This is a genomic window from Bradyrhizobium sp. 41S5 (assembly GCF_011516665.3).
In the GTDB taxonomy this organism is placed as follows: domain Bacteria; phylum Pseudomonadota; class Alphaproteobacteria; order Rhizobiales; family Xanthobacteraceae; genus Bradyrhizobium; species Bradyrhizobium quebecense.
Genome location: NZ_CP083721.1, coordinates 7,665,820 through 7,684,465 on the forward strand (window position 1 = coordinate 7,665,820; position 18,646 = coordinate 7,684,465).

20 protein-coding genes are annotated in these 18,646 nt (G+C 62.1%); all 20 read right to left on the reverse strand.

The features are described 5' to 3' along the window. Window positions 1–28 precede the first annotated feature (28 nt). The 20 genes from HAP47_RS36735 to HAP47_RS36825 all read right to left on the reverse strand — a co-directional run bounded on the left by HAP47_RS36735 (window position 29) and on the right by HAP47_RS36825 (window position 18,646). Window positions 29–622 (reverse strand): nitroreductase family protein, encoded by a 594-nt coding sequence (locus tag HAP47_RS36735; protein ID WP_173643827.1) that lies wholly within the window; start codon window positions 620–622, stop codon window positions 29–31. 292 nt (window positions 623–914) lie between these two features. Next, window positions 915–1,562 carry a BON domain-containing protein gene (locus HAP47_RS36740; RefSeq protein ID WP_173643957.1) on the reverse strand — a complete coding sequence of 216 codons (648 nt, stop codon included), beginning with the start codon at window positions 1,560–1,562 and terminating at the stop codon, window positions 915–917. A 324-nt stretch (window positions 1,563–1,886) separates the two neighbouring features. Further along, the gene (locus HAP47_RS36745) at window positions 1,887–2,339 is read right to left on the reverse strand and encodes a baeRF12 domain-containing protein (RefSeq protein ID WP_173643826.1); all 453 of its coding nucleotides are present in this window, start codon (window positions 2,337–2,339) and stop codon (window positions 1,887–1,889) included. A 251-nt stretch (window positions 2,340–2,590) separates the two neighbouring features. After that, the gene (locus HAP47_RS36750; RefSeq protein WP_173643825.1) at window positions 2,591–3,061 is read right to left on the reverse strand and encodes a hypothetical protein; all 471 of its coding nucleotides are present in this window, start codon (window positions 3,059–3,061) and stop codon (window positions 2,591–2,593) included. Between the two features lie 106 nt (window positions 3,062–3,167). Beyond that, the gene (locus tag HAP47_RS36755; RefSeq protein WP_173643824.1) at window positions 3,168–3,704 is read right to left on the reverse strand and encodes a 2-oxo acid dehydrogenase subunit E2; all 537 of its coding nucleotides are present in this window, start codon (window positions 3,702–3,704) and stop codon (window positions 3,168–3,170) included. A gap of 381 nt (window positions 3,705–4,085) precedes the next feature. After that, entirely contained in the window at window positions 4,086–6,128 is a 2,043-nt protein-coding gene (locus tag HAP47_RS36760) for a protein-L-isoaspartate(D-aspartate) O-methyltransferase (protein WP_173643823.1), read from the reverse strand. 544 nt (window positions 6,129–6,672) lie between these two features. Then, window positions 6,673–6,822 carry a hypothetical protein gene (locus tag HAP47_RS36765; protein ID WP_173643822.1) on the reverse strand — a complete coding sequence of 50 codons (150 nt, stop codon included), beginning with the start codon at window positions 6,820–6,822 and terminating at the stop codon, window positions 6,673–6,675. A gap of 313 nt (window positions 6,823–7,135) precedes the next feature. Then, complete coding sequence (locus HAP47_RS36770) at window positions 7,136–7,297, reverse strand: hypothetical protein (RefSeq protein WP_231168638.1); 162 nt, start codon at window positions 7,295–7,297, stop codon at window positions 7,136–7,138. Window positions 7,298–7,330: 33 nt separating this feature from the next. Then, entirely contained in the window at window positions 7,331–8,176 is an 846-nt protein-coding gene (locus HAP47_RS36775; protein ID WP_231168640.1) for an HAD-IC family P-type ATPase, read from the reverse strand. A gap of 267 nt (window positions 8,177–8,443) precedes the next feature. Further along, window positions 8,444–8,809, reverse strand: a complete 366-nt coding sequence (locus tag HAP47_RS36780; RefSeq protein ID WP_231168642.1) for a hypothetical protein — start codon at window positions 8,807–8,809, stop codon at window positions 8,444–8,446. Window positions 8,810–9,033: 224 nt separating this feature from the next. Further along, window positions 9,034–10,878 (reverse strand): ATP-dependent zinc metalloprotease FtsH, encoded by a 1,845-nt coding sequence (ftsH, locus tag HAP47_RS36785; RefSeq protein ID WP_173643820.1) that lies wholly within the window; start codon window positions 10,876–10,878, stop codon window positions 9,034–9,036. A gap of 669 nt (window positions 10,879–11,547) precedes the next feature. Next, window positions 11,548–11,670, reverse strand: a complete 123-nt coding sequence (locus HAP47_RS41440; protein WP_256459647.1) for a hypothetical protein — start codon at window positions 11,668–11,670, stop codon at window positions 11,548–11,550. Window positions 11,671–12,110: 440 nt separating this feature from the next. After that, window positions 12,111–13,094, reverse strand: a complete 984-nt coding sequence (gene dhaK / locus HAP47_RS36790; protein WP_173643819.1) for a dihydroxyacetone kinase subunit DhaK — start codon at window positions 13,092–13,094, stop codon at window positions 12,111–12,113. A gap of 32 nt (window positions 13,095–13,126) precedes the next feature. Beyond that, window positions 13,127–13,549 carry a hypothetical protein gene (locus tag HAP47_RS36795; RefSeq protein WP_173643818.1) on the reverse strand — a complete coding sequence of 141 codons (423 nt, stop codon included), beginning with the start codon at window positions 13,547–13,549 and terminating at the stop codon, window positions 13,127–13,129. Beyond that, window positions 13,542–15,161, reverse strand: a complete 1,620-nt coding sequence (ptsP, locus tag HAP47_RS36800) for a phosphoenolpyruvate--protein phosphotransferase (protein ID WP_173643956.1) — start codon at window positions 15,159–15,161, stop codon at window positions 13,542–13,544. The genes HAP47_RS36795 and ptsP overlap by 8 nt, the downstream gene beginning before the upstream one ends. A 1-nt stretch (window position 15,162) precedes the next feature. Further along, on the reverse strand, window positions 15,163–15,465 hold the full coding sequence (locus tag HAP47_RS36805) for an HPr family phosphocarrier protein (RefSeq protein ID WP_371821719.1): 303 nt from the start codon (window positions 15,463–15,465) through the stop codon (window positions 15,163–15,165). A gap of 31 nt (window positions 15,466–15,496) precedes the next feature. Then, window positions 15,497–15,889 (reverse strand): dihydroxyacetone kinase phosphoryl donor subunit DhaM, encoded by a 393-nt coding sequence (dhaM, locus tag HAP47_RS36810; RefSeq protein WP_092118687.1) that lies wholly within the window; start codon window positions 15,887–15,889, stop codon window positions 15,497–15,499. Further along, a complete protein-coding gene (gene dhaL / locus HAP47_RS36815; RefSeq protein WP_173643817.1) occupies window positions 15,886–16,509 on the reverse strand; it encodes a dihydroxyacetone kinase subunit DhaL in 624 nt (207 codons plus the stop codon). Before dhaL ends, dhaM begins: the two co-directional genes overlap by 4 nt. A 21-nt stretch (window positions 16,510–16,530) precedes the next feature. After that, the gene (locus HAP47_RS36820) at window positions 16,531–17,556 is read right to left on the reverse strand and encodes an ABC transporter ATP-binding protein (RefSeq protein ID WP_173643816.1); all 1,026 of its coding nucleotides are present in this window, start codon (window positions 17,554–17,556) and stop codon (window positions 16,531–16,533) included. Continuing rightward, window positions 17,549–18,646: an ABC transporter ATP-binding protein gene (locus tag HAP47_RS36825; RefSeq protein ID WP_173643815.1), complete on the reverse strand. Its 1,098-nt coding sequence runs from the start codon at window positions 18,644–18,646 to the stop codon at window positions 17,549–17,551. The genes HAP47_RS36820 and HAP47_RS36825 overlap by 8 nt, the downstream gene beginning before the upstream one ends.

Sequence of the window (18,646 nt, forward strand, 5' to 3'; positions counted from 1 at the left end):
TCACTCCCTATCTTCCTCGGGCGAGGGGCTACGGCACCCAGCGTAGAATGACCGGCGGCTTGCGCGAACCGCTGGCTGGCAACTCTCGCGGCACGCCCAAGATGATTGGGGCAACGGCCGCGCCGCTTTCCGGAATTCCAAGCTCCGCCTTTATGTCAGGCGTATTCAGGACGCCGACCGCGAACCCGATGCAACAGGTACCAAGCCCCTGCGCGGTGGCTGCAAGCATGAGATTCTGTGCCGCCAACCAGCAATCCGCCTCGACGAACGGACCCTTGGCCTTGCAACACACGACGATGAGCGTGCCGGCGTCATAGAAGATGTTGAAGTTGGGGTCAGAAAGCAACGCCAATGCGCGCGGCTCGGCCTTCTGGAAATGCGATGTTGCCTGCTGCTGGCGGAGCAGCAGGGCTTTGGCACGGTCGGAATACTGTCGCAAGCGCGCCCTGTCCTGAATAACGACAAACGCCCAAGGCTCTGCATGAAGCGCCGTGGGCGCCTGCACCGCCGCACCAAGCAACTGTTCGATCGTGTCTCGTTCAATTTCGTCGGGCGTATAACTTCTCACTGCCCGCCGCTGATAGATTGCAGTCAGAGTGTCGAGCTTGGAATAGGTCAGCATCAGCCTTCTCCTTGTCGAAAGCTACAAGCTAGACCTCTACGGCAGTTCGCACCTTGACCCAGCGCAACCGCGTAACAGCCATCGATGGGCGCTGCTGGCCAATCCAGCACCGGCGCCCGCACTGGCAGGTTGATGCACATCAAGCCAGGGGCAGTATGCTCCGTGCACCGATATGAGCGCCGTCAAAGCTTGGGTCGAACTCGAGTTCGTCGATGATGTCCTGACCCAGAATCTCATCGCGCATATTACTCTTCCGCTCTTGGATATGATCAGTGTCACCGTTTACCGACCATCAGCCGATCGTCATGCGATCCTCGACAGATTGGACCCCGGGCGCGGACCACGCGGCCTGCTCGATTGCACGCCTCTCCTGCCAGTTGGCGACCTTTCCCTCGAGCAGTACGTTGTCGTTGTTGCGCACGGTCACATGGACCGCCTTTGCCTGCGTCTCGGCGTGCCGCTTTAGCGCGCCCTCGATCTTGGCCTTGACGTTCTCGGGCTTGATGCGCGGAGCAACCTGGATATTGTTGCTGAGGCCGCTGACGCCGGACAGCTTCTTGACGTCGTCCTCGGCGGCCCTCTTCTGGAAATGCCAGTCGACGTTTCCCGACAGCGTGACCCAGCCGTCCCGAACCAGAACGGCGATCCCGGCCGGCACCACCGTATCCCAGGCGAGCATGTCCAGCGCCCTCTTGGCGATTTCATCATCGGCGGTCTTCTTGTCGGCCGGCGCACGAATATCGATCTCGTCCGCGATCGCCTTCACGCCCTTGACCCGGCGCGCCGCCGAAATTGCAGACAGCTTCTCCAGATAGGTCTCGACGTAGCCGCTCAGCGTGACAACACCTCCTTCCGCGGTAACCCCGATATGGGCGGCATTCACGCTGGGTTCGAATTCGAGCTCGTCCATGACATCGCGACGCAATTCCAGTGCACTCATGACAGCCTCCGGTTTCTTCTCAACATCAATGCGACAACGCCAATCAGCCACCGCTTCCTTGCGCTGGGTCAACTCGGGTCGACTGGTCCATTGATTGATCAAATGAGGAACGCCCGGCTTCCTCGGCGGCGTCACGCTCGACTGGCTCGTTCCTGCCAAGAGGCACGTCGCGTTCGATGTCGACCTCGTGCCGATCGACCTGGCTCGGTGCCTCATCTAGGTCATCGGCCGGCCCACGACGTCCTCTTCGGGGATCCAACAGCATGTCGCGCCTCATCGACAATATCATTTTGCCTGCAATCCCTGCGCGCCCGTTTGCGCGGACTATGTCGATCTCTCCAGCAAGTGCTTTTCGATTTCCCAGATTGGAAGCTTAGTGAGATCCTTTGCAATCTCGGCGACGACATGATGCTTGACATCGGGATGCAGCACAGTCCTCAGCTCAGCCAACGTTCGCGGCGGCGCAACGATGATGAGCGCTTTCACGTTACCATTGCGAACAATCCGTTCAGCGGCTTGGGCAACCTGCTTCGTAAAGCGGTACTCTTCGAGTTGGTGCCAGTCTGTCGATTCGACAGCGCTCCTTTGCCCCGAATGAATCCCCTTTGCCAGGTGCCCGGGCCGGTCAGTGCCTTGCAGGTGCGTTGCCGGGTTCTGGTCTTCGAAGACGGCTTCGGGTTTCAGGTTGAGAAACTTTTCGTCGCCTTCATTACGAAGAAACAGCGCTTTGCGCCCGTCTCCAACAAACACAAAGGCATTATGCGGAATGCGCGTCATCGATCTTCTCCGCTTCGATAAGCACTTTCTTAGAGCGCCGACAGCTCCGACCAATTGATCGGAATCAACCTATCGACCGGATGTACGACCGCGGCGCGGATTGGGGGCAGGCCATGGGCTTTCTGACAAGGCCTTGATGATGGCGACCGTCCATCGGTCATCTCTTTAGGCAGAAATCCATTTGCGCGCCTGCGGAACCTCGGAACGCGGGATCCGCTCTCTAGCGTTCAGAGGGAGACTCTCGTGCCACGCTAACGCTTTGTTGGCGCGGCAAATAGCTGATTGCTGAAGGGCGATTCTTCGGGCAACCTCACTTCGATAAATTCTCGCCCCATATCGCGATGACACGCGTTGCAGCCAGCCGTAAGCTCATTGAATGCCTTCATGAAGCCTGCACTATCCTTTGATTGAATCGCCTTGTCGATTGATTGAATCGGCCCGGCCATAATCGCGACGTCGTTCACGGGAATGCCTGAATAGAGCGTTGCTGCTTCGGCTAGGCTTGCCCTCATCTGCGCCGACTCGTATGCCGCGAGTTTCCAGTTATGCTGCTTTCCGGCAAACCACAGCTTCATATGCCGCCATTGCTTGGCAATCATAATGTCTCCCAAGCGGGGGAGGTTTGCGCCTCGTGACATCGGCTCCTGTGGCGATTGCGCAATGGCGAGCGCCATCGGCGCGACGCTCACGAACAAAACCAGCATAACCGCTTGCGTTTTCATGCTTTAATCTCCAGTTAGCTGCTGCCGATCCATCGCCAATCTCCGGGCAATACGATCCGCATCGCAAATTCCCCGGGACGACAGTCCTCAGCTAACTATATCCGGATCACAACAGCCTGTCAGGACGAGTAACGACCTCACCAAGCGTTTGTAGGAAGCGCGCGGCATCCGCCCCGAACACCACGCGGTGGTCGCAGCAAAGGGTGAAGGATGCCCCGTCCGCCTGACTGGCAGCGACCGCGAGGATTGCGGAGGCGCCCAACGGGACCACGGCATCAAACGACTGCACCACGGGAAACGTGCCGAGGTTCGAAACATAGAAGGTTGCTCCCCGATAGTCCGAGAGCAACAGGCGCCTCGCCTTGACTTTGCCGAGCAAGCTCTGCCAATCACCGGCCAGTTCGGCCGCGGAACGTCCCGCAACGTCACGTAGCACCGGCGTAAACAATCCGTCTGGACTGTCAACCGCGATACCAATATCGATCTGTGTGCGATGAGCAAGACCGGGCACCGTGAAGGCGGCGTTGAATAGTGGATGCGCCGAAATCGCCGTGGCGCTGGCTCGCGCCAGCAAAACAGTCAGTGACAGATTCCGCTTCTGCGCAACGGCCTGCAGGGCTTCAAGCGACAATTTTGCCGTCACGCGGAAGGTCGGTGTGGCGACGCATCAACTTGCGTGCCCTGCGCACCGAGCGCCTTGCTGAGGGCCGATGCTGCCTCTGGCGCCGAAATCCACATTCATTAGTCGACGACCGTGATCGCGACGATCAATACCCAATTTCGCGCGACACCAGACTCTCCACCAAGTCGCCGTCTCACTAAGCTCCGCTGTCGGCGAACTGACGTCCGCAAACCAGCGCCACTGACACGGAGCGGAGTGCGCCGTGAGTGCCGCCCCGGCTGGGGGCGCCCCTCGGCACGGGCTTCTCGACGGTCATGTTGAGCACGCCCTTGGCGATTCCCTCGGTAACGTCTTCTGGCTTGACGCCGTCGGTCGCATGGTCACGCTGACGCCGTTCTCGAATTACACCCCGAACGGATAAGTATCCGGGAGGCCCTTGATCTCCGCCGTATCCAGCGGGGTCACCGCGCTACTGCCGTCGAACCAGACGTACTCGTCGAACTGTCGCGGCAGGTTGGCTCGGAAATAGTGGCTCGCCATCTCGCTCTCGGGCCGGTAGATGACGCCGATCGCCCGCTCGAGGCGCTCCTTACCGAGTCCGGCAGGACCGCAGAGATCGCCCCGATCGCGCAGGCCCAACGTGAAGCGGGCAAGCCCGGTCCCGTGGCACAAGCGCTCGTAGCTCTGTGGAAGTGACGGTCGCACGGTTTTCACTTCCAATGGGCCATTCCACTCGGACGCGGCGGCCACGGTGCCGGAGTGAGTACCGAAACCGATCAGATAGGCGGCGTCGCCGAACTCCTTGCGGCAGAGTTGACCCAGATTGTGTTCGCCGCGCGCGGCCATCTCGGTCGCACCCGCGTTGCCTATATGGGAGTTGTGCGCCCAGACGACGGCCTTGCTGTCCTGGCCATGAAACGACAGCAGATTCCTCAGTGTTTCGAACATATGACTGTCGCGCAAATTCCAGGACGCGCGGGAGCCGTAATACATGATGCGATAATAACGCTCCGCATTCGCAATCAGACGCGCGTTCTGCTCGGCGTCGAGGAAACGTTCCCCATCGTGCTCGGCGTAGGCCCGGCGTTTCGTCAGCAAATCCGTCAGTGTACGAACCACATGGGCCTCGCACGTCGGATAGGATCCTGTCAGCGCAGCATGGCCGTAGGTCGCGGGGTCGTGCTGCCACGGCGTGAGACACCCGTAACGCGCGCGCGCGACTTTCGCGGATTCCGGGTCAACCTCGTCCAGATAGTTCAGGACCGAGCGGATCGAGTCATAGAGGCTGTAGAGATCAAGGCCGTGGAATGCAACGCGTTGCATTCGCTCCACCGTGCCATTGTGCTTGCGCAACCAGCCGATGAAATCGCGCATCTCGGCGTTCCGCCACATCCAGGTCGGGAACCGCGCGAATGCAGTCCATTCGGAAGGTGGATACTGAAAGTGTCGCACATAGTGATCGACCCGCGCAGCGTCCGGCCAGTCCGCCTCTACCGCAACGAAGCAAAATCCCTTCTTGACGACGAGGTCCCGGGTGATGCGCTCGCGCATCCTGTAGAATTCCGACGTGCCGTGGGTGGCTTCGCCGAGCAACACGACCCGGGCAGGCCCGATCCGTTCCAGCAACGGATTGAGATCGGCAGCCTCGATCGATGGAAACGATTCTGCGGCATCGGCGAGGTTTCTGACCAGTATCTCGTCGTCAGAGTAAGTCGGACCTCTTGGAGGGCGCACTTGCGGACGAATACCTCCGCGCGCGGTCGCCCAGCCTTCCTCGCCGATCAGCGGGACAAAGCGGACGTCGGCGATATCTTCGCTGCGATATTCGCTGACGGAAACCCTGACGACCCGCACCAGTTCCTGACAACGTTGATCCTCACCAACGGGGATCACCAATCGCCCGCCGATTTTGAGTTGCGCCTTGAGGGATTCGGGAACCTGCGGTCCGCCGGCCGCCACGACGATAGCATCGTAGGGCGCATGCTCCGGCCATCCCCTGGTGCCGTCGCCATGCAAGACATGAACGTTGTCATAACCCAGTTCGGCCAACGTCGCAGCCGCCTTTTCCGCAAGCGGCCCGAGCCGTTCGACGGTGTAGACATTGGCAGCGATCTCAGACAGCACCGCGGCGGCGTAACCGGATCCGGCACCAATTTCGAGAACCTTTTCGCCGCCCTTGAGCATCAAGGCTTCCGCCATGAAGGCTACGATATAAGGCTGGGAAATGGTCTGTTCGCCGGCAATCGGGAGCGGCGAGTCGTCGTAGGCGAATTCACGAAGGTTCATCGGCAGGAACAATTCCCGCGGTACCTTGCTCATCGCTTCTAGGATCAGCGGATCTTGCACGCCACGCGCAGCAATGTCGCGTTCAACCATTTGCTGGCGGAGCGTTCGAAGCGATGTCGATGCAGCAGATCGCTTTTTCGAGTCCAGAGTATCTACCATGACAGATCCAGGTGCTCGAGGCGCCTTTCACCATATTCGCATCACGAAGGTGCAATTTGATCGATATCAAGAGTCGGCCGGACAGATTGCGCTCAACTTTCGATTGTCGGAGGCGGTTGGGGCTCCATCACCGGTGCTTTCGGGGCAATGCAGACATCAACCAGCCGACAATCCTTCCTGATCTGGCACCTGCCAAGTTGGGGAAAGGATCGGGGGTTGCCGATCTGTTCCCTAAGGAGAAATACCGAGTGTCCTTATTTGCGCGAGGCATCCAGAATTTAGAATATTCAAGGCCAGAATCACATCCGTCCATGCCTGCATTCATTTTCACCTGTCCCAGCACGAATTTAAATGTCCAGCATTGGCTGAGCGACGACCCGAATACGGACGAAAATCAGTATGAAGCCGTAACCTGCGCGGCGTGCGCCGGAGTCCACTTTATCAATCCAAAGACTCAAACGGTCTTTGGCGAAGATAGAGGTCGAAACTCGCTCGAAAAGTGACTCGCTATTCCGAAGGAAGGAGCATGGCTGGAACCTCGGGCTCAACTTAGGAGAGCGAACACGATTGATTTCATTTTGAGGCGAACATCGCGCGCTACAATGAGCTGCTGGTGACCGAAAGCGACTCGCGGAAGATCGCCACGCTGCACAAGTTGCTGGCCGAAGAAGCGGCCAAGCTTGCCGATTGACACGTCCAGTATCCGAGATCGAACGCCGCGCAGTAAAGGCCGCCTCAGTTGGATCGATAGGGAGGCTATGCCATTGTCGGGCATGGCCCAGGACGACGAGAGCATGCGAGCCGGGCGTTTGGTCAGCTCAATAAAGAAGCGCGGCTCAGGGTGGCCGAAGAATGGCCAAAGCTCGCGGAGCCTGTCGAACTGCGAGACCGGAAGTAGGCCATCTCAGGTGGCGGCCCTTTTTCGAGTGCCAAAGAAACGGCCCCAGTCCGGGGGGAGAACTGGGGTCTATTAAACGACGCCAATGGGACCTGCGCCCAATCTGGGCCTACTGCATCTTCAGTTGGCGAAAAATGGCAAGCTTGGCCGCGTCCAACACCAATGCAAACACAACCGCGACGGCAAATACATCAATAACGATCCAAGGTGCGAGCGGGGTCATCAAGATCCCGCCAATCGCCAAGGTCCCGATAATCAGAAGATCGGCCATCGAGCAGACAAGAACCGTTGTACTCGGCAATGATCACCAAAGCCGCCGGCGTTCACGGACAACGTAATAGACCGCCTGCCCGTTGCAGGCGAGGTTCACCAGTGTCAGCGTCCGCAGAGATTCGATATCGCGATGCAAGACTCTTTCTCCCACTAGAAGAACGGCGACGCAAAACAAGAGATCGAAGGCTCCCATGATGATGCCCGCGATTGTCAAATCTCCGATCCGCCAGGCATTGGGCTTGAGCGATGGCCGGACGTTGTCCGTCGTCGATGACATCGCCAGGAAATCACCGGTCAGCATCGAAATGACGACAAGCGTCGGGGTCAGGATCGCACGTCCGGTGATGTAGAAACCAATCGCGAGAAACGAAACCTGCAGTACCTTGTGCACGATCGATCGAAGCGTATAGGTGAGGATACGTTGAAACGCGATTCGTCCCTCGGCAATGGCGCTTATGATTCCCGACAATCCCGGCTCGGTCAGAACAATGCCGGCTGCGGATTTCGCGACGTCGGTCACTGTCGAGACAGCGATCCCGAGCTGAGCCTGACGCAGGGCCGGCGCCTCATTGGCCCCATCGCCGCACATGCCGACCAGATACCCGGAGCGCTGCAGCGCCTTGACGGGCTCGAACTTGTTCTCCGGCACCACGCCCGCGAAGACAGCAAAATCGTCGGGCCGAAGCCGCTCCGGAATTGCTTCGGACGGAAAGACGCTGCCGGTTAGTCCCACCGCTTTCGCCACCGAAGCCGCTGTGGCTGATGCATCGCCAGTTGCCATCACGACATGAAGACCCATTTCCCGCAACGTGGCGAGGCACGACTTGGCCTCGGGTCGCGGCGGATCGCTGAGAGCGATTAGACTAATGATTTCCATGACGGCGTTTTTTAGCGTGCTGGAATGATGGAGAGCTGAGTTTCTCCGCTTTGTCACTCTTGCTCCACGACCACCGCGAGCTCACGTGCCATCGCCTAGTGCTTGTAAGCTGCACGTGCGCGCGCATGGCACCTACGTAGGCAGACAGCCAAACTTGTCTTGCTGAAAACGACCTCGCTCCAAGACGAGCTCACAGTGCCGCTGACAATCATCCCTTTCACAGGGCATCGGAGGACACCGATAGCGACGCGGATACCGCCAGCTACGTCAGGAAATGTGCGTGCGGGTCCGCGCAATGATGCCGGCGGCGATCTGCATCGACGCGCCAAGAGCCCAGCCCCAAAACACGGCCCTGGCGCCTTGAGGGCGTGCAACCTCGTCGAGAATGATGCTGCTCACCGCAATAGCGGCCATAACCGCGGCGAGAAAGGTGCCGGCCGCGCTGAGCAACTCGACGGCGTCCGCCCTGGACCCGAAGCCGCGCGGCGACAGCTCTCTGATTTTCTGCGGAGCAGGAGGCAGATCGATGCCGAGATAGAAGCCCGCCGCGCCATAAATCATCACGGCCATGATCACGGCGTCCGAGCCGATCAGCTTGAAATCGGATCTTGCGACGTGAGCCGCCACGAACAACCCACACGATCCCCCGGCCAAAGCCAGTCCCGCTCGCTCCACGACATGAGCGAACCTGCTGAGCGGGGAGCGCGTTCTCCAGTCTTCATAGTTTCTGACCATTCTCCTCTGATAGCGACTTCTCAAGTGGTCCCGTTGACCGGGATCAAACAAGGCGCGCCGCTGCTGCGCTGGGATCGAAGGCGGAAAGCGGGACGATTGAAGCGAGACGGGGAAAAGTCGAGCTACACGACCGCCTGGATGCCGCTCGATTGCCCCGCCTGACGAAACGGAGCGAATTGCTCAGCCGTCAGGGTTTCCTGCTTGATGAGGAGCTCGACGCCTTCCTCCAGGTCTTTGCGCCGTCTCTGCAGGATATCCTGCGCGGTTGCGTCGCCCGCTTCGACCAGTTGCCGAACCGCAAGGTCAATCTCACGGCTGGTCTCCTGGGCGGCGCTGGCGACGACATCCTGCATCGCTGGCATGAATGCCTGCGGCTTCGGAGCGTAGGTCCGTTGTCCGACGTTCGCGTCCATTCCGTATTTGGTTACCATCTCGATGGCGATCTCGGTGGCGCGCTGAAGGTCGTCGGCCGCTCCTGTCGAGATATCGCCATCGAAGATCAGGCGTTCCGCTGCGCGACCGCCCATCAAGACCGCTATCCTGTTCTTCAGCTCGCTGACCGTCAGGAGGAACCTGTCCTCGGTAGGGCGCTGCATCGTGTATCCGAGCGCACCGACGCCTCGCGGAATGATTGACACCTTTTGCACGGGATCGACGCCGGGAAGACTGGCGGCCACCAGAGCATGACCCATCTCGTGATAGGCTGTCCGCCTGCGCTCGCTCTGGTTCAGCGTTCGGCTCTTCTTTTCGATGCCGGCAACGATCCGCTCGATGGCAGCCGTAAAGTCATCGAAGGTGACCTCACCGGCGTTGCGTCGCGTCGCTGCGATCGCCGCTTCGTTGATCAGATTGGCCAGATCGGCGCCGGTGAAGCCGGCTGTCATCCCCGCTATCCGGTCAAGGTCCATGTCAGCACCAACCCTGACCTTTCCAAGGTGGACCTTGAGGATGGCAAGTCGTCCAGACTTGTCCGGACGATCGACCAGCACCTGACGATCAAAGCGGCCGGCGCGGAGCAATGCCGGGTCGAGAATCTCCGGCCGGTTGGTCGCAGCCAGGAGAATCACGCCTGCGCGCGGATCAAATCCATCGAGCTCGGCGAGGAGTTGATTCAGCGTCTGCTCCTTCTCATCGTAGCCGCCGAACGCGCCGGGCATCCGGCTGCGGCCGAGGGCATCGAGCTCATCCACGAAGATGATGCAGGGCGCCGCCTTCCTTGCCTGTTCGAACAGATCGCGCACCCGCGCCGCGCCGACGCCGACGAACATCTCGACGAACTCCGATCCCGATATCGAGAAGAAGGGTACGCCCGCCTCGCCGGCAACCGCTCGCGCCAGCAATGTCTTGCCCGTTCCCGGCGGGCCGACCAACAGAATCCCCTTTGGAACGTGCGCGCCCAGTCGCCCGTAGCTCTTGGGATCCTTCAGAAACGAGACCACCTCTTGCAGCTCGAACTTGGCCTCATCGACACCCGCCACGTCAGCGAAAGTCACCTTAGTATCTTTCTCGACGTAAACCTTGGCGCGGGACTTTCCGATACCCATGAGGCTGCCCACGCCCTGCCGATCGCCGAGACGGCCGAACATGAAATACCAGAACCCATAAATGAGAATGAGTGGAAGTACCCATGAAATCAGGTTTCCAAACCAGCCGTCGGACGCAGTCCCGGTCACCGAAACGCCCTTGGCAGCAAGCTTTTCCGCCAATGGTATATCCACCCGCGTGGTAACGAAGGCCGATTTTCCGTCCGGAAGCTTCTCCTTGAGATTTCCCTCAATCGTGTCTTTGCCAACGACAACGTCGGTAACGGCGCCCTGCGCGACAAGCTCTTCAAACTTGCTGTAGGGAATGGTTTCGATCGTGTTGTGTGAAGTCAGGAACCACTGCATCAACAACATGCCGAACCAGCCAAATGCCAGTATCGCAAGCCATGGAACGTGTTTCCGCGTCGATGAATTGTCGCTCATCAATTTTTGGCCGGACTAACGGGGCTGAGTCTTAGCGTCCCGTGCCATCTCCAGGCAGATCAGCAACTCGACATAGCTGCCGCTACCGTCGGCGGTTGTCTCTTGCGTGCAAATCGACCTGTCGGACGCTGCGAATTGCGTCCATTGAGCCTTAAGTTGAGAGCGTGCCTGTTCCTCATCGTGAGTGCATCGTTCGAGAGATATCTCCGGCCCACTCTCCGACCGGCATTCGCGCGCGATGTCGAACGTCGGCACGGCCTTCGCCACAGAGGTTGGTGGCAGCGCAGCCAGGACTACAATTGGCAAGTGCAATAACATCAAACCCTCCAGTATTATCTCATGGCAATTTTCTTTCCATACCGCGCACCTCTGGGGGTTGATCCGGATCAAGAAGGCCGAGGCAATAACCAAGGTCAGCTTCGACTGTCTAACCGCAGGCGCCTCGCCGCAGAACGGTTGCCGCGGCCCGTGTTTTAAGCAAGGCGCCCGTCATCGACGTGTCTTGCCTTTCCTAGTCTTCGTAGCACGGCATTTCAGCGAACCGGGACCGCACCCGCTTTGATGCGCCGCGATCATCTGCGGGGTCGTTGGCAAGCTGGTCGGTGCGCCACCGTGCAGGGTTGAGCGGATGCGTCACCCGCAGCCGATACGTGAGAGTGATCTGAAGGTTTAGGCCAGAAGCAACGCAGCGACGATCATGTCCATCGCCTCCTTGTGGTCGTCCGATTTGAACAAGTGGCCGTAGCGGTCCATCGTCACCTGCAAGCTGCTATGGCCTTCGAAGGTCTGCACCGTCTTCGGCTTCCGGTCTGTCCGATTTGCACGCTACAGCGCGCCGGAGTTAGCCGCGGCGGCAGAGATCCTCTTCCCGTAGCAATTTCGATCCGAGCCGGATTCGATTCCAGTCGAGGGCGATTGTGTCGACCGGAACGGTATGCGCCGTTGCTGCTCCCGAGGAGCTTGCATTATTTTTGCGAGCTAATACCGAGCATCATTTTGTTGGTATTTCTGTTGGTATCGGCAGCAATCGGCGACGGAAACTATTTCAAATTCAATTGGTTCTGGTATTCGGCGATTGCACGGCCAGGGGCGCCAGTCTTCGCTGCTACGCAGCTACGGCCTGGCAAACCGGATGCATTCTGTCGATGCGAAGCGGCGAAGGCTGTCCCGCCGGAGCCTTGGCGAAGGCAGACTGGCCCAACGAGGCCCCATGCCGATGACAGCGGCGGCGATCACCAATTCAATGCGGCTGTGCGCACCGGGGCGTCCCACAACGCGGACGTCTCGGCATCGAGCAGGCTCACGGTGAGCGAGCAGCCGGCCATATCCAGCGAGGTGACGTAGCTGCCGACCAGCGAGCGCGCGATGCGCAGGCCGCGCCGCTCGAGCATGCGGCGCGCGGCGTTGTACATCAGATAGAGCTCGATCGTCGGGGTGCCGCCGAAGCCGTTGACCAGCAACAGGGCCTCCGAACCTGCGGGCGCAGCGAGATCGTCGGCGATGGCGGCCGTCATTTCCGATGCGACCGCGTCGGCCTCGGCGAGCTTGACGCGGCGGCGGCCCGGCTCGCCGTGGATGCCGACGCCCATCTCCATCTCGTCTGCGCCGAGCGTGAAGGTCGGGGTGCCCGCGGCCGGGACGGTACAGCTGGTCAGCGCTACGCCCATCGAACGCGTCCGCGCGTTGACGCGCTCGCCGAGCGCCACACAGGTCTTGAGATCGGCGCCCTTCTCGGCGGCGGCGCCGACAATCTTCTCGACGATCAACGTGCCGGCGACGCCGCGGCGCCCGATGCTGTAGGTCGATTTCTCGACCGCGACGTCGTCATCGGTCACGATGGTGGCGGTGCGGCCTTCGGCGATCTCGGCGGCCATCTCGAAATTCATGCGGTCGCCCGCGTAGTTCTTGACGATGAACAGCACGCCGGCATCGCCCGCGACCGCCTGCGCGGCCTCGACGATCTGGTCGGGCGTCGGGGAGGTGAACACTTGTCCGGGACAGGCCGCATCCAGCATGCCGTAGCCGACGAAGCCGGCATGCAGCGGCTCATGCCCGCTGCCGCCGCCCGAGACCAGCGCGACCTTCTTGCCGTTCAGCTCGCGGCGACGCACGAATTTGCGCTCGGCGCCCAGCACGACCAGATCGGCATGCGCGGCGACGAAGCCGTCGAGGCTTTCACCGAGCAAATTGTCGACCGCATTGATGAACTTCTTCATGGTGTCCTCCCCGCTTCGTTCGGCGCTTTCGCCTATTTTTCCCGCATGATGCCGATCAGGCGCCGCGTGAATTCCTGCAGCAGCGCGTCGAGCTCGGCGTTGCGCTTGGCGCTGCCGAGATCCGGCAGATGCAATGTCAGTGTCCGCTCGTGCGAGCCTTCGCTCAGCCGGCCGACGCGGCGCGGATGCGCGCGCGCATAGGCGCGCAAGAAGGCGGTCTTCGCCTGCGGCGGGAAGTGGCAAACATCGAAGATCGTGTTGAGATGCTGCACCGGAATCGGCACCGGATAGGCCGGATTGCTGATCTGGCTGACGAAGCTGCGGTTCTTGCCGATGGCATGGGCCAGGCGCAGCCGCATGCCGGACGGGCGGCTCTCCAACACTTCCTTGAAGATGCGCTTGTAGACCGCAACCGCGCCGGCTTCGGGCGCTTCATCGGCCGCCGCGTCAGCCAACACTGCCTCCGCTGCTCAGCCGGTCGATGGTCTGCTTGATCTGCGCCAGCGCCGATGCGTTCACGGACAATTCGCGCAGGCCGCAATTCAGAAGCGCGGGAAGACAGCGCGGATCACCCGCCATGTCGCCGCACAGGCTGACGCCGATGCCGGCGCGGCGGCCGTGCTCGGCGGTCCGCGCGATCAGTTCGAGGACTGCGGGATGTAGAGGGTCCATCAGGGGGGCGAGAGCTCCGTTGGAACGATCGCAGGCCAGCACATACTGCGCGAGATCGTTCGAGCCGATCGAGAAGAACGACGCCTTGAAGCTCGAAACCGCCAGGGCCGCCGCCGGAACCTCGACCATGATTCCGAGTTCCGGGAGCATCGCGGCAATGCCGTCCGCCTGCAAGCGCTGCACGACGCCGACGAACAGCTTCCGTCCCGCCTCGAGCTCGTCCGCCGACGTCACCATCGGGAACATGACCTTGAGATTGCCGCGCACCGCGGCGCGCGCCAGCGCGCGGAGCTGGACGGCAAAAATCTCGGGCCGGGCCAGGCAGAGCCGCAAGCCGCGCACGCCGAGGAACGGGTTGGCTTCGCCGTCGAATGTAAAGCCGGGCACCGGCTTGTCGCCGCCGGCATCGAATGTGCGGATCGTGACGGGCCGCGCTCCGGCCCAGCGCAATACCGCGTCGTAGGCCTGGAATTGGGTCTCCTCATCCGGCAGGTCACTCCGCCCGGCGAGCAGGAATTCCGTCCGCATCAGCCCGATGCCATCGGCATATTGCGCGTCCGCATCATCGAGGTCGTCGACCCGCTGGATATTGATCAGGAGCTTGATGTGTTCGCCGCGCCACGAGGCCGTCGGCCGCCGCAGGATCGCGCGGGCGGATGCCCTGCTCTTGCGGTGACTCTCGCGCCGCTTCTCGAAGATGCGCACCTGCTCGGCGCTGGGATCGAGCTCGAGCGTCGCGCCTTCGCCATCGAGCAGCGCCGTGGCGCCGGCATTTGGGATGGCGCCGAGCTGCACGACCATCGGGATGCCGCGCGCCCGCGCCAGCATCGCGACGTGGCTGGTCGGACTGCCGTGCAGCAGCGCCAGGCCGCCGCCGCCGGACCAGTCGATCTCCAGGAAACGCGACGGCGGCAGGTCGTCGGCACAGACGACGCCTCCGCTCGGGATCTTCAGCGGCTCGCCTTCGTCGCCGCGCAAGATGTGGACCACGCGGTCGCGCAGGTCCGCAAGGTCCGACGAGCGCGCCTGCAGATACTCATCCGCCGCCGAATTGTACTCCGCGATCTGCGCGTCGAGCGTCGAGCGCCATGCGACGTCGGCCGGACGCCCCTCGCCGATCGACGCGAAGATCGCCTCGATCAGATCCTCATCCTCCAGCAATGCGACCTGGAATTCGAGGATCTGCGCGGCTTCGCCGCCGGCGCTGGCGGCAAGATCGGCGATCTGCCCGCTTGCAAGATCGATCGCCTTGCGCAAGGCGAGCGCCTCCTCGACCAGCGTGCCGGCGACCCGCTCGCCACCGGCGCCCGCATCGACGCGGACCAGCGGACCATGGGCAAAGCCGATCGAGGCGGTCCTGCCGCGGTAAGCCGATCCTGCAGCGCCGCCCTGCATGCTAGCCTGCTCCATCCGGAAAATCGCTGGCAACCAGGTCGACCAGGGCTGCGACGGCGGCCTCGGCGTCGCTGCCGGATGCCTTGATCTCGATCGTGCTGCCGTGCGCGGCGCGCATCGCCATGATCTTGGCCACGCTCTTGGCATTGATCCACTCGGGCGCACCCGCGACCCGCACCGAGATCTGCGCCTGGAACTTCTTGGCAAGCTTGGTCAGCTTGACCGCCGGGCGCGCGTGCATGCCCACAGCATGCACCAGCCGCACATTGCCGGTGAAGATCTGTCCGTCCGCTTTATCAAGCATACTCATCATCCATCATCGCTTCGCCGACATCTCAATCGGCAGAGAGTTCCTCGGCCACGGCCTTGACCTGGGCCAGCGAGCTGCCGCCCGCCGCTTCGGTCGCCGCCATCACGGCGCCCTCGACGATCGGCGCGTTGCAGACGACAACGAGATCGCGCCGCGCGGGCTCCAGCATCTCCACCGCCATTTCGCTGTTGGTTTCGGCACCGCCGAGATCGACGAGCACCGCGACACCCTTCGGAGACCAGGCGTCATTGATGGCGTCGATGATCAGCGGCACGCTGGTGCCCAATCCACCGTCGGGATTGCCGCCGCAGAACGCCACCTTGACCTCGCTGCCGACCATCTGCCGCACCATGTCGGCGGTTCCCTTGGCGATGTCGCTGGAGTGCGAGACGATCACGATTCCCACGGTGTCGGTCATGGACGCGCCTCCAGGCCGGCGCACACCGCCTGCACCAGCAGGCAGCTCGACCGCGCCCCGGGATCGACATGCCCGACGCTGCGCGCGCCGAGGAACGACGCGCGTCCCTTGGTGGCCTGCATCGGCGCGGTCCGCTCGACCGCCTCGATCGCAGTGGTGCGCACCCGCGCGATCAGATCCGGCTGACCGGCCGCCGTCTTCAACGTCTCCAGCACCGGAACCAGCACATCCAGCATCGTCTTCTCGCCAGCCTGCGAGCGGCCACGCGCGCTCACTGCGTTCACGGCGCTGCCGAACACGTCGGCGAGATCCTCGGGCAGGTGCTTGTCATTCGAGAGCGCCTCGCCGGCGGCAAGAAAGAAGCTGCCATAGAGCGGCCCGGAGGCACCGCCGACCGTCATCACCAGGGTCTTGCCGATCATCTTCAGCGCTTCATCGAGTGGCTGCGCCGAGATCGCATCGAGCTTGCCGAGCACGGCTTCGCAACCGCGCTTCATGTTGGTCCCGTGGTCGCCGTCGCCGATCGCCTGATCGAGGCTGGTTAACTCCGGCGCGCTGGCGATGACCTGCTCTGCGGCCGCCTTGACCAACGACTTGAATGTCTCTGATGGCACCGACATCTCCTCGATCCTCTCGCCCCTCTAATGAACCGCTGCGGCAATACGCTGCCCGGCGCGGTCGAAACACAACGGACGCACCAGATGCAAGTCGACCTCCTGGCCGGCCTGCAGCGGCTGATGCGGATCCGCCAGCGTCACCAGCGTCTCGCCCTTATAGTCCAGATGAATATGATTCTGCTCGCCGAGGTGCTCGACCCGATGCACGCGGCCGACCATCTGCCCGCCATTGCGCGCGGCAAGCTGAAGATGCTCGGTGCGAATGCCGACCGTCTCGGTTCCGGACGGCATCGCGACGTCGGAGAGCAGGCGAGCCGGCAGGAAATTAATCTGAGGCGTGCCGAGCCGCGAGGCGACGTAGCTAGTGGACGGGCTTTCGTAGATATCCCGGGGCGTGCCGAGCTGAAGCAACTGGCCGTCCCTGATCACGCCGATCCGCGAGGCCATCGTCATCGCCTCGACCTGATCGTGGGTGACGTAAAGGATGGTCGCGCCCAGCTCGATCTGGATCCGCTTGAGTTCGAGCCGAAGCTCGGCGCGGAGTTTTGCATCGAGCGAGGACAGCGGCTCGTCCATCAAATAGATCGAGGGATCGCGGACCAGGGCCCGGCCGATCGCCACGCGCTGCATCTCGCCGCCGGACAGCCGGGTGGCACGGTTGTTCAGCTTGCTTGCGATATGCAGCAGCTCCGCGGTCTGTTCGACGCGCTTGCGGATGATCGGCTCCGCGACGCGCCGCGCGGGAGAGCGCAGCGGAAACGCCAGATTGTCGTAGACCGTCAGATGCGGATACAGCGAATATTGCTGGAACACGAAGGCGATGTCCCGCGAGCCGGGCGGATCATGCGTCACGTCGCGCCCGTCGATCATCACGGAACCCGTATCGGGGCTCTCCAGTCCGGTGATCAGCCGCAGCGTCGTAGTCTTGCCGGCGCCGCTCGGCCCGAGCAGGACCAGGAACTCGCCGTCGTTCACCGTCAGCGACAGGTCGCGGACCGCGTCCACCGCGCCGAAGCGCTTGTTGACGTTGCGCAGGGTGACGTCAGCCATGGCGCACGCCCTCCTCGCTGGCGGTCCGGATCGCAAGGCCGCTGCCGACGTCGAACAGCGCCAGCCGCGCGGCGTTGAATTCGAGGCCGATGGTCTCGCCGATCCGCACCGAAGCGCTGGACGGCAGCCGCGCCGCGACCCGCCCATAGGCCGTGTCGACGGTGACGATCTGCGTGGTGCCGAGATATTCCGCGCCGAACACCTCGCCGCGAACGGCGCCCGCGTCGGCGAAGCGGATATGCTCCGGACGGACGCCGAGCGCCAGCGGCGCGCTGGCGCGGTCCTCGCGGATCTCCGGCACCGCGAGCCTCGTGTCATGGAAGCTGATCGCACGGTCGCCGGATCGCATGCCGCCCTCGAAGCGCAGGAAGTTCATCGGCGGCGAGCCGATGAACTCGGCCACGAACATGCTCGCGGGTCGGTCATAGACCTCCTGCGGCGTGCCGATCTGCTCGACACGTCCCTTGTTCATGACGGCGATCTGGTCGGCCATCGACATCGCCTCGAGCTGGTCATGCGTGACATAGACCGTGGTCGCCTTGATGCGATCGTGCAGGTCGCGCAGCTCGCCGCACATCAAATGGCGAAACTCGGCGTCGAGCGCGCCCAGCGGCTCGTCCATCAAGAACGCCTTCGGCCGCCGCACCATGGCGCGCCCGAGCGCGACGCGCTGCCGGTCGCCGCCCGACAGTTTCGAGGTCTTGCTCGACAGCAGGTGTTCGATCTGCAACATCCGCGCGGTCTCCTGCACCCGCTGGCGGATCTCATGCCGGCCCATGCCCTGGCACTTCAGGGGAAAGCCGATGTTCTCCCCGACATTCATGTGCGGATAGAGCGCGAACAGCTGGAACACGAAGGCGATATCGCGCGCGGCCGCGCGGTGGAAGGTGACGTCCTCGCCATCGAGCAGAATCTTGCCTTCGGTCGGCAACTCGAGGCCGGCAATCATGCGCAACGTGGTGGTCTTGCCGCAGCCGGAAGGCCCGAGCATCGCGAAGAACGTCCCGTCGTCGATCGTGAAGGTCGAGCCTTGCACCGCGGTGAACTGATCGAACGACTTGCGCAGGTTTTCGATTCGGATCTGTGCCAT

What these genes read in the sequence shown, in the direction of transcription:
- HAP47_RS36735 (WP_173643827.1), bottom strand. Translation starts at nt 622, where the DNA reads ATGCTGACCTATTCCAAGCTCGACACTCTGACTGCAATCTATCAGCGG.
- HAP47_RS36740 (WP_173643957.1), bottom strand. Translation starts at nt 1,562, where the DNA reads ATGAGTGCACTGGAATTGCGTCGCGATGTCATGGACGAGCTCGAATTC.
- HAP47_RS36745 (WP_173643826.1), bottom strand. Translation starts at nt 2,339, where the DNA reads ATGACGCGCATTCCGCATAATGCCTTTGTGTTTGTTGGAGACGGGCGC.
- HAP47_RS36750 (WP_173643825.1), bottom strand. Translation starts at nt 3,061, where the DNA reads ATGAAAACGCAAGCGGTTATGCTGGTTTTGTTCGTGAGCGTCGCGCCG.
- HAP47_RS36760 (WP_173643823.1), bottom strand. Translation starts at nt 6,128, where the DNA reads ATGGTAGATACTCTGGACTCGAAAAAGCGATCTGCTGCATCGACATCG.
- HAP47_RS36770 (WP_231168638.1), bottom strand. Translation starts at nt 7,297, where the DNA reads ATGGCCGATCTTCTGATTATCGGGACCTTGGCGATTGGCGGGATCTTG.
- HAP47_RS36775 (WP_231168640.1), bottom strand. Translation starts at nt 8,176, where the DNA reads ATGGAAATCATTAGTCTAATCGCTCTCAGCGATCCGCCGCGACCCGAG.
- ftsH (WP_173643820.1), bottom strand. Translation starts at nt 10,878, where the DNA reads ATGAGCGACAATTCATCGACGCGGAAACACGTTCCATGGCTTGCGATA.
- dhaK (WP_173643819.1), bottom strand. Translation starts at nt 13,094, where the DNA reads ATGAAGAAGTTCATCAATGCGGTCGACAATTTGCTCGGTGAAAGCCTC.
- ptsP (WP_173643956.1), bottom strand. Translation starts at nt 15,161, where the DNA reads ATGCAGGGCGGCGCTGCAGGATCGGCTTACCGCGGCAGGACCGCCTCG.
- HAP47_RS36805 (WP_371821719.1), bottom strand. Translation starts at nt 15,465, where the DNA reads ATGCTTGATAAAGCGGACGGACAGATCTTCACCGGCAATGTGCGGCTG.
- dhaM (WP_092118687.1), bottom strand. Translation starts at nt 15,889, where the DNA reads ATGACCGACACCGTGGGAATCGTGATCGTCTCGCACTCCAGCGACATC.
- dhaL (WP_173643817.1), bottom strand. Translation starts at nt 16,509, where the DNA reads ATGTCGGTGCCATCAGAGACATTCAAGTCGTTGGTCAAGGCGGCCGCA.
- HAP47_RS36820 (WP_173643816.1), bottom strand. Translation starts at nt 17,556, where the DNA reads ATGGCTGACGTCACCCTGCGCAACGTCAACAAGCGCTTCGGCGCGGTG.
- HAP47_RS36825 (WP_173643815.1), bottom strand. Translation starts at nt 18,646, where the DNA reads ATGGCACAGATCCGAATCGAAAACCTGCGCAAGTCGTTCGATCAGTTC.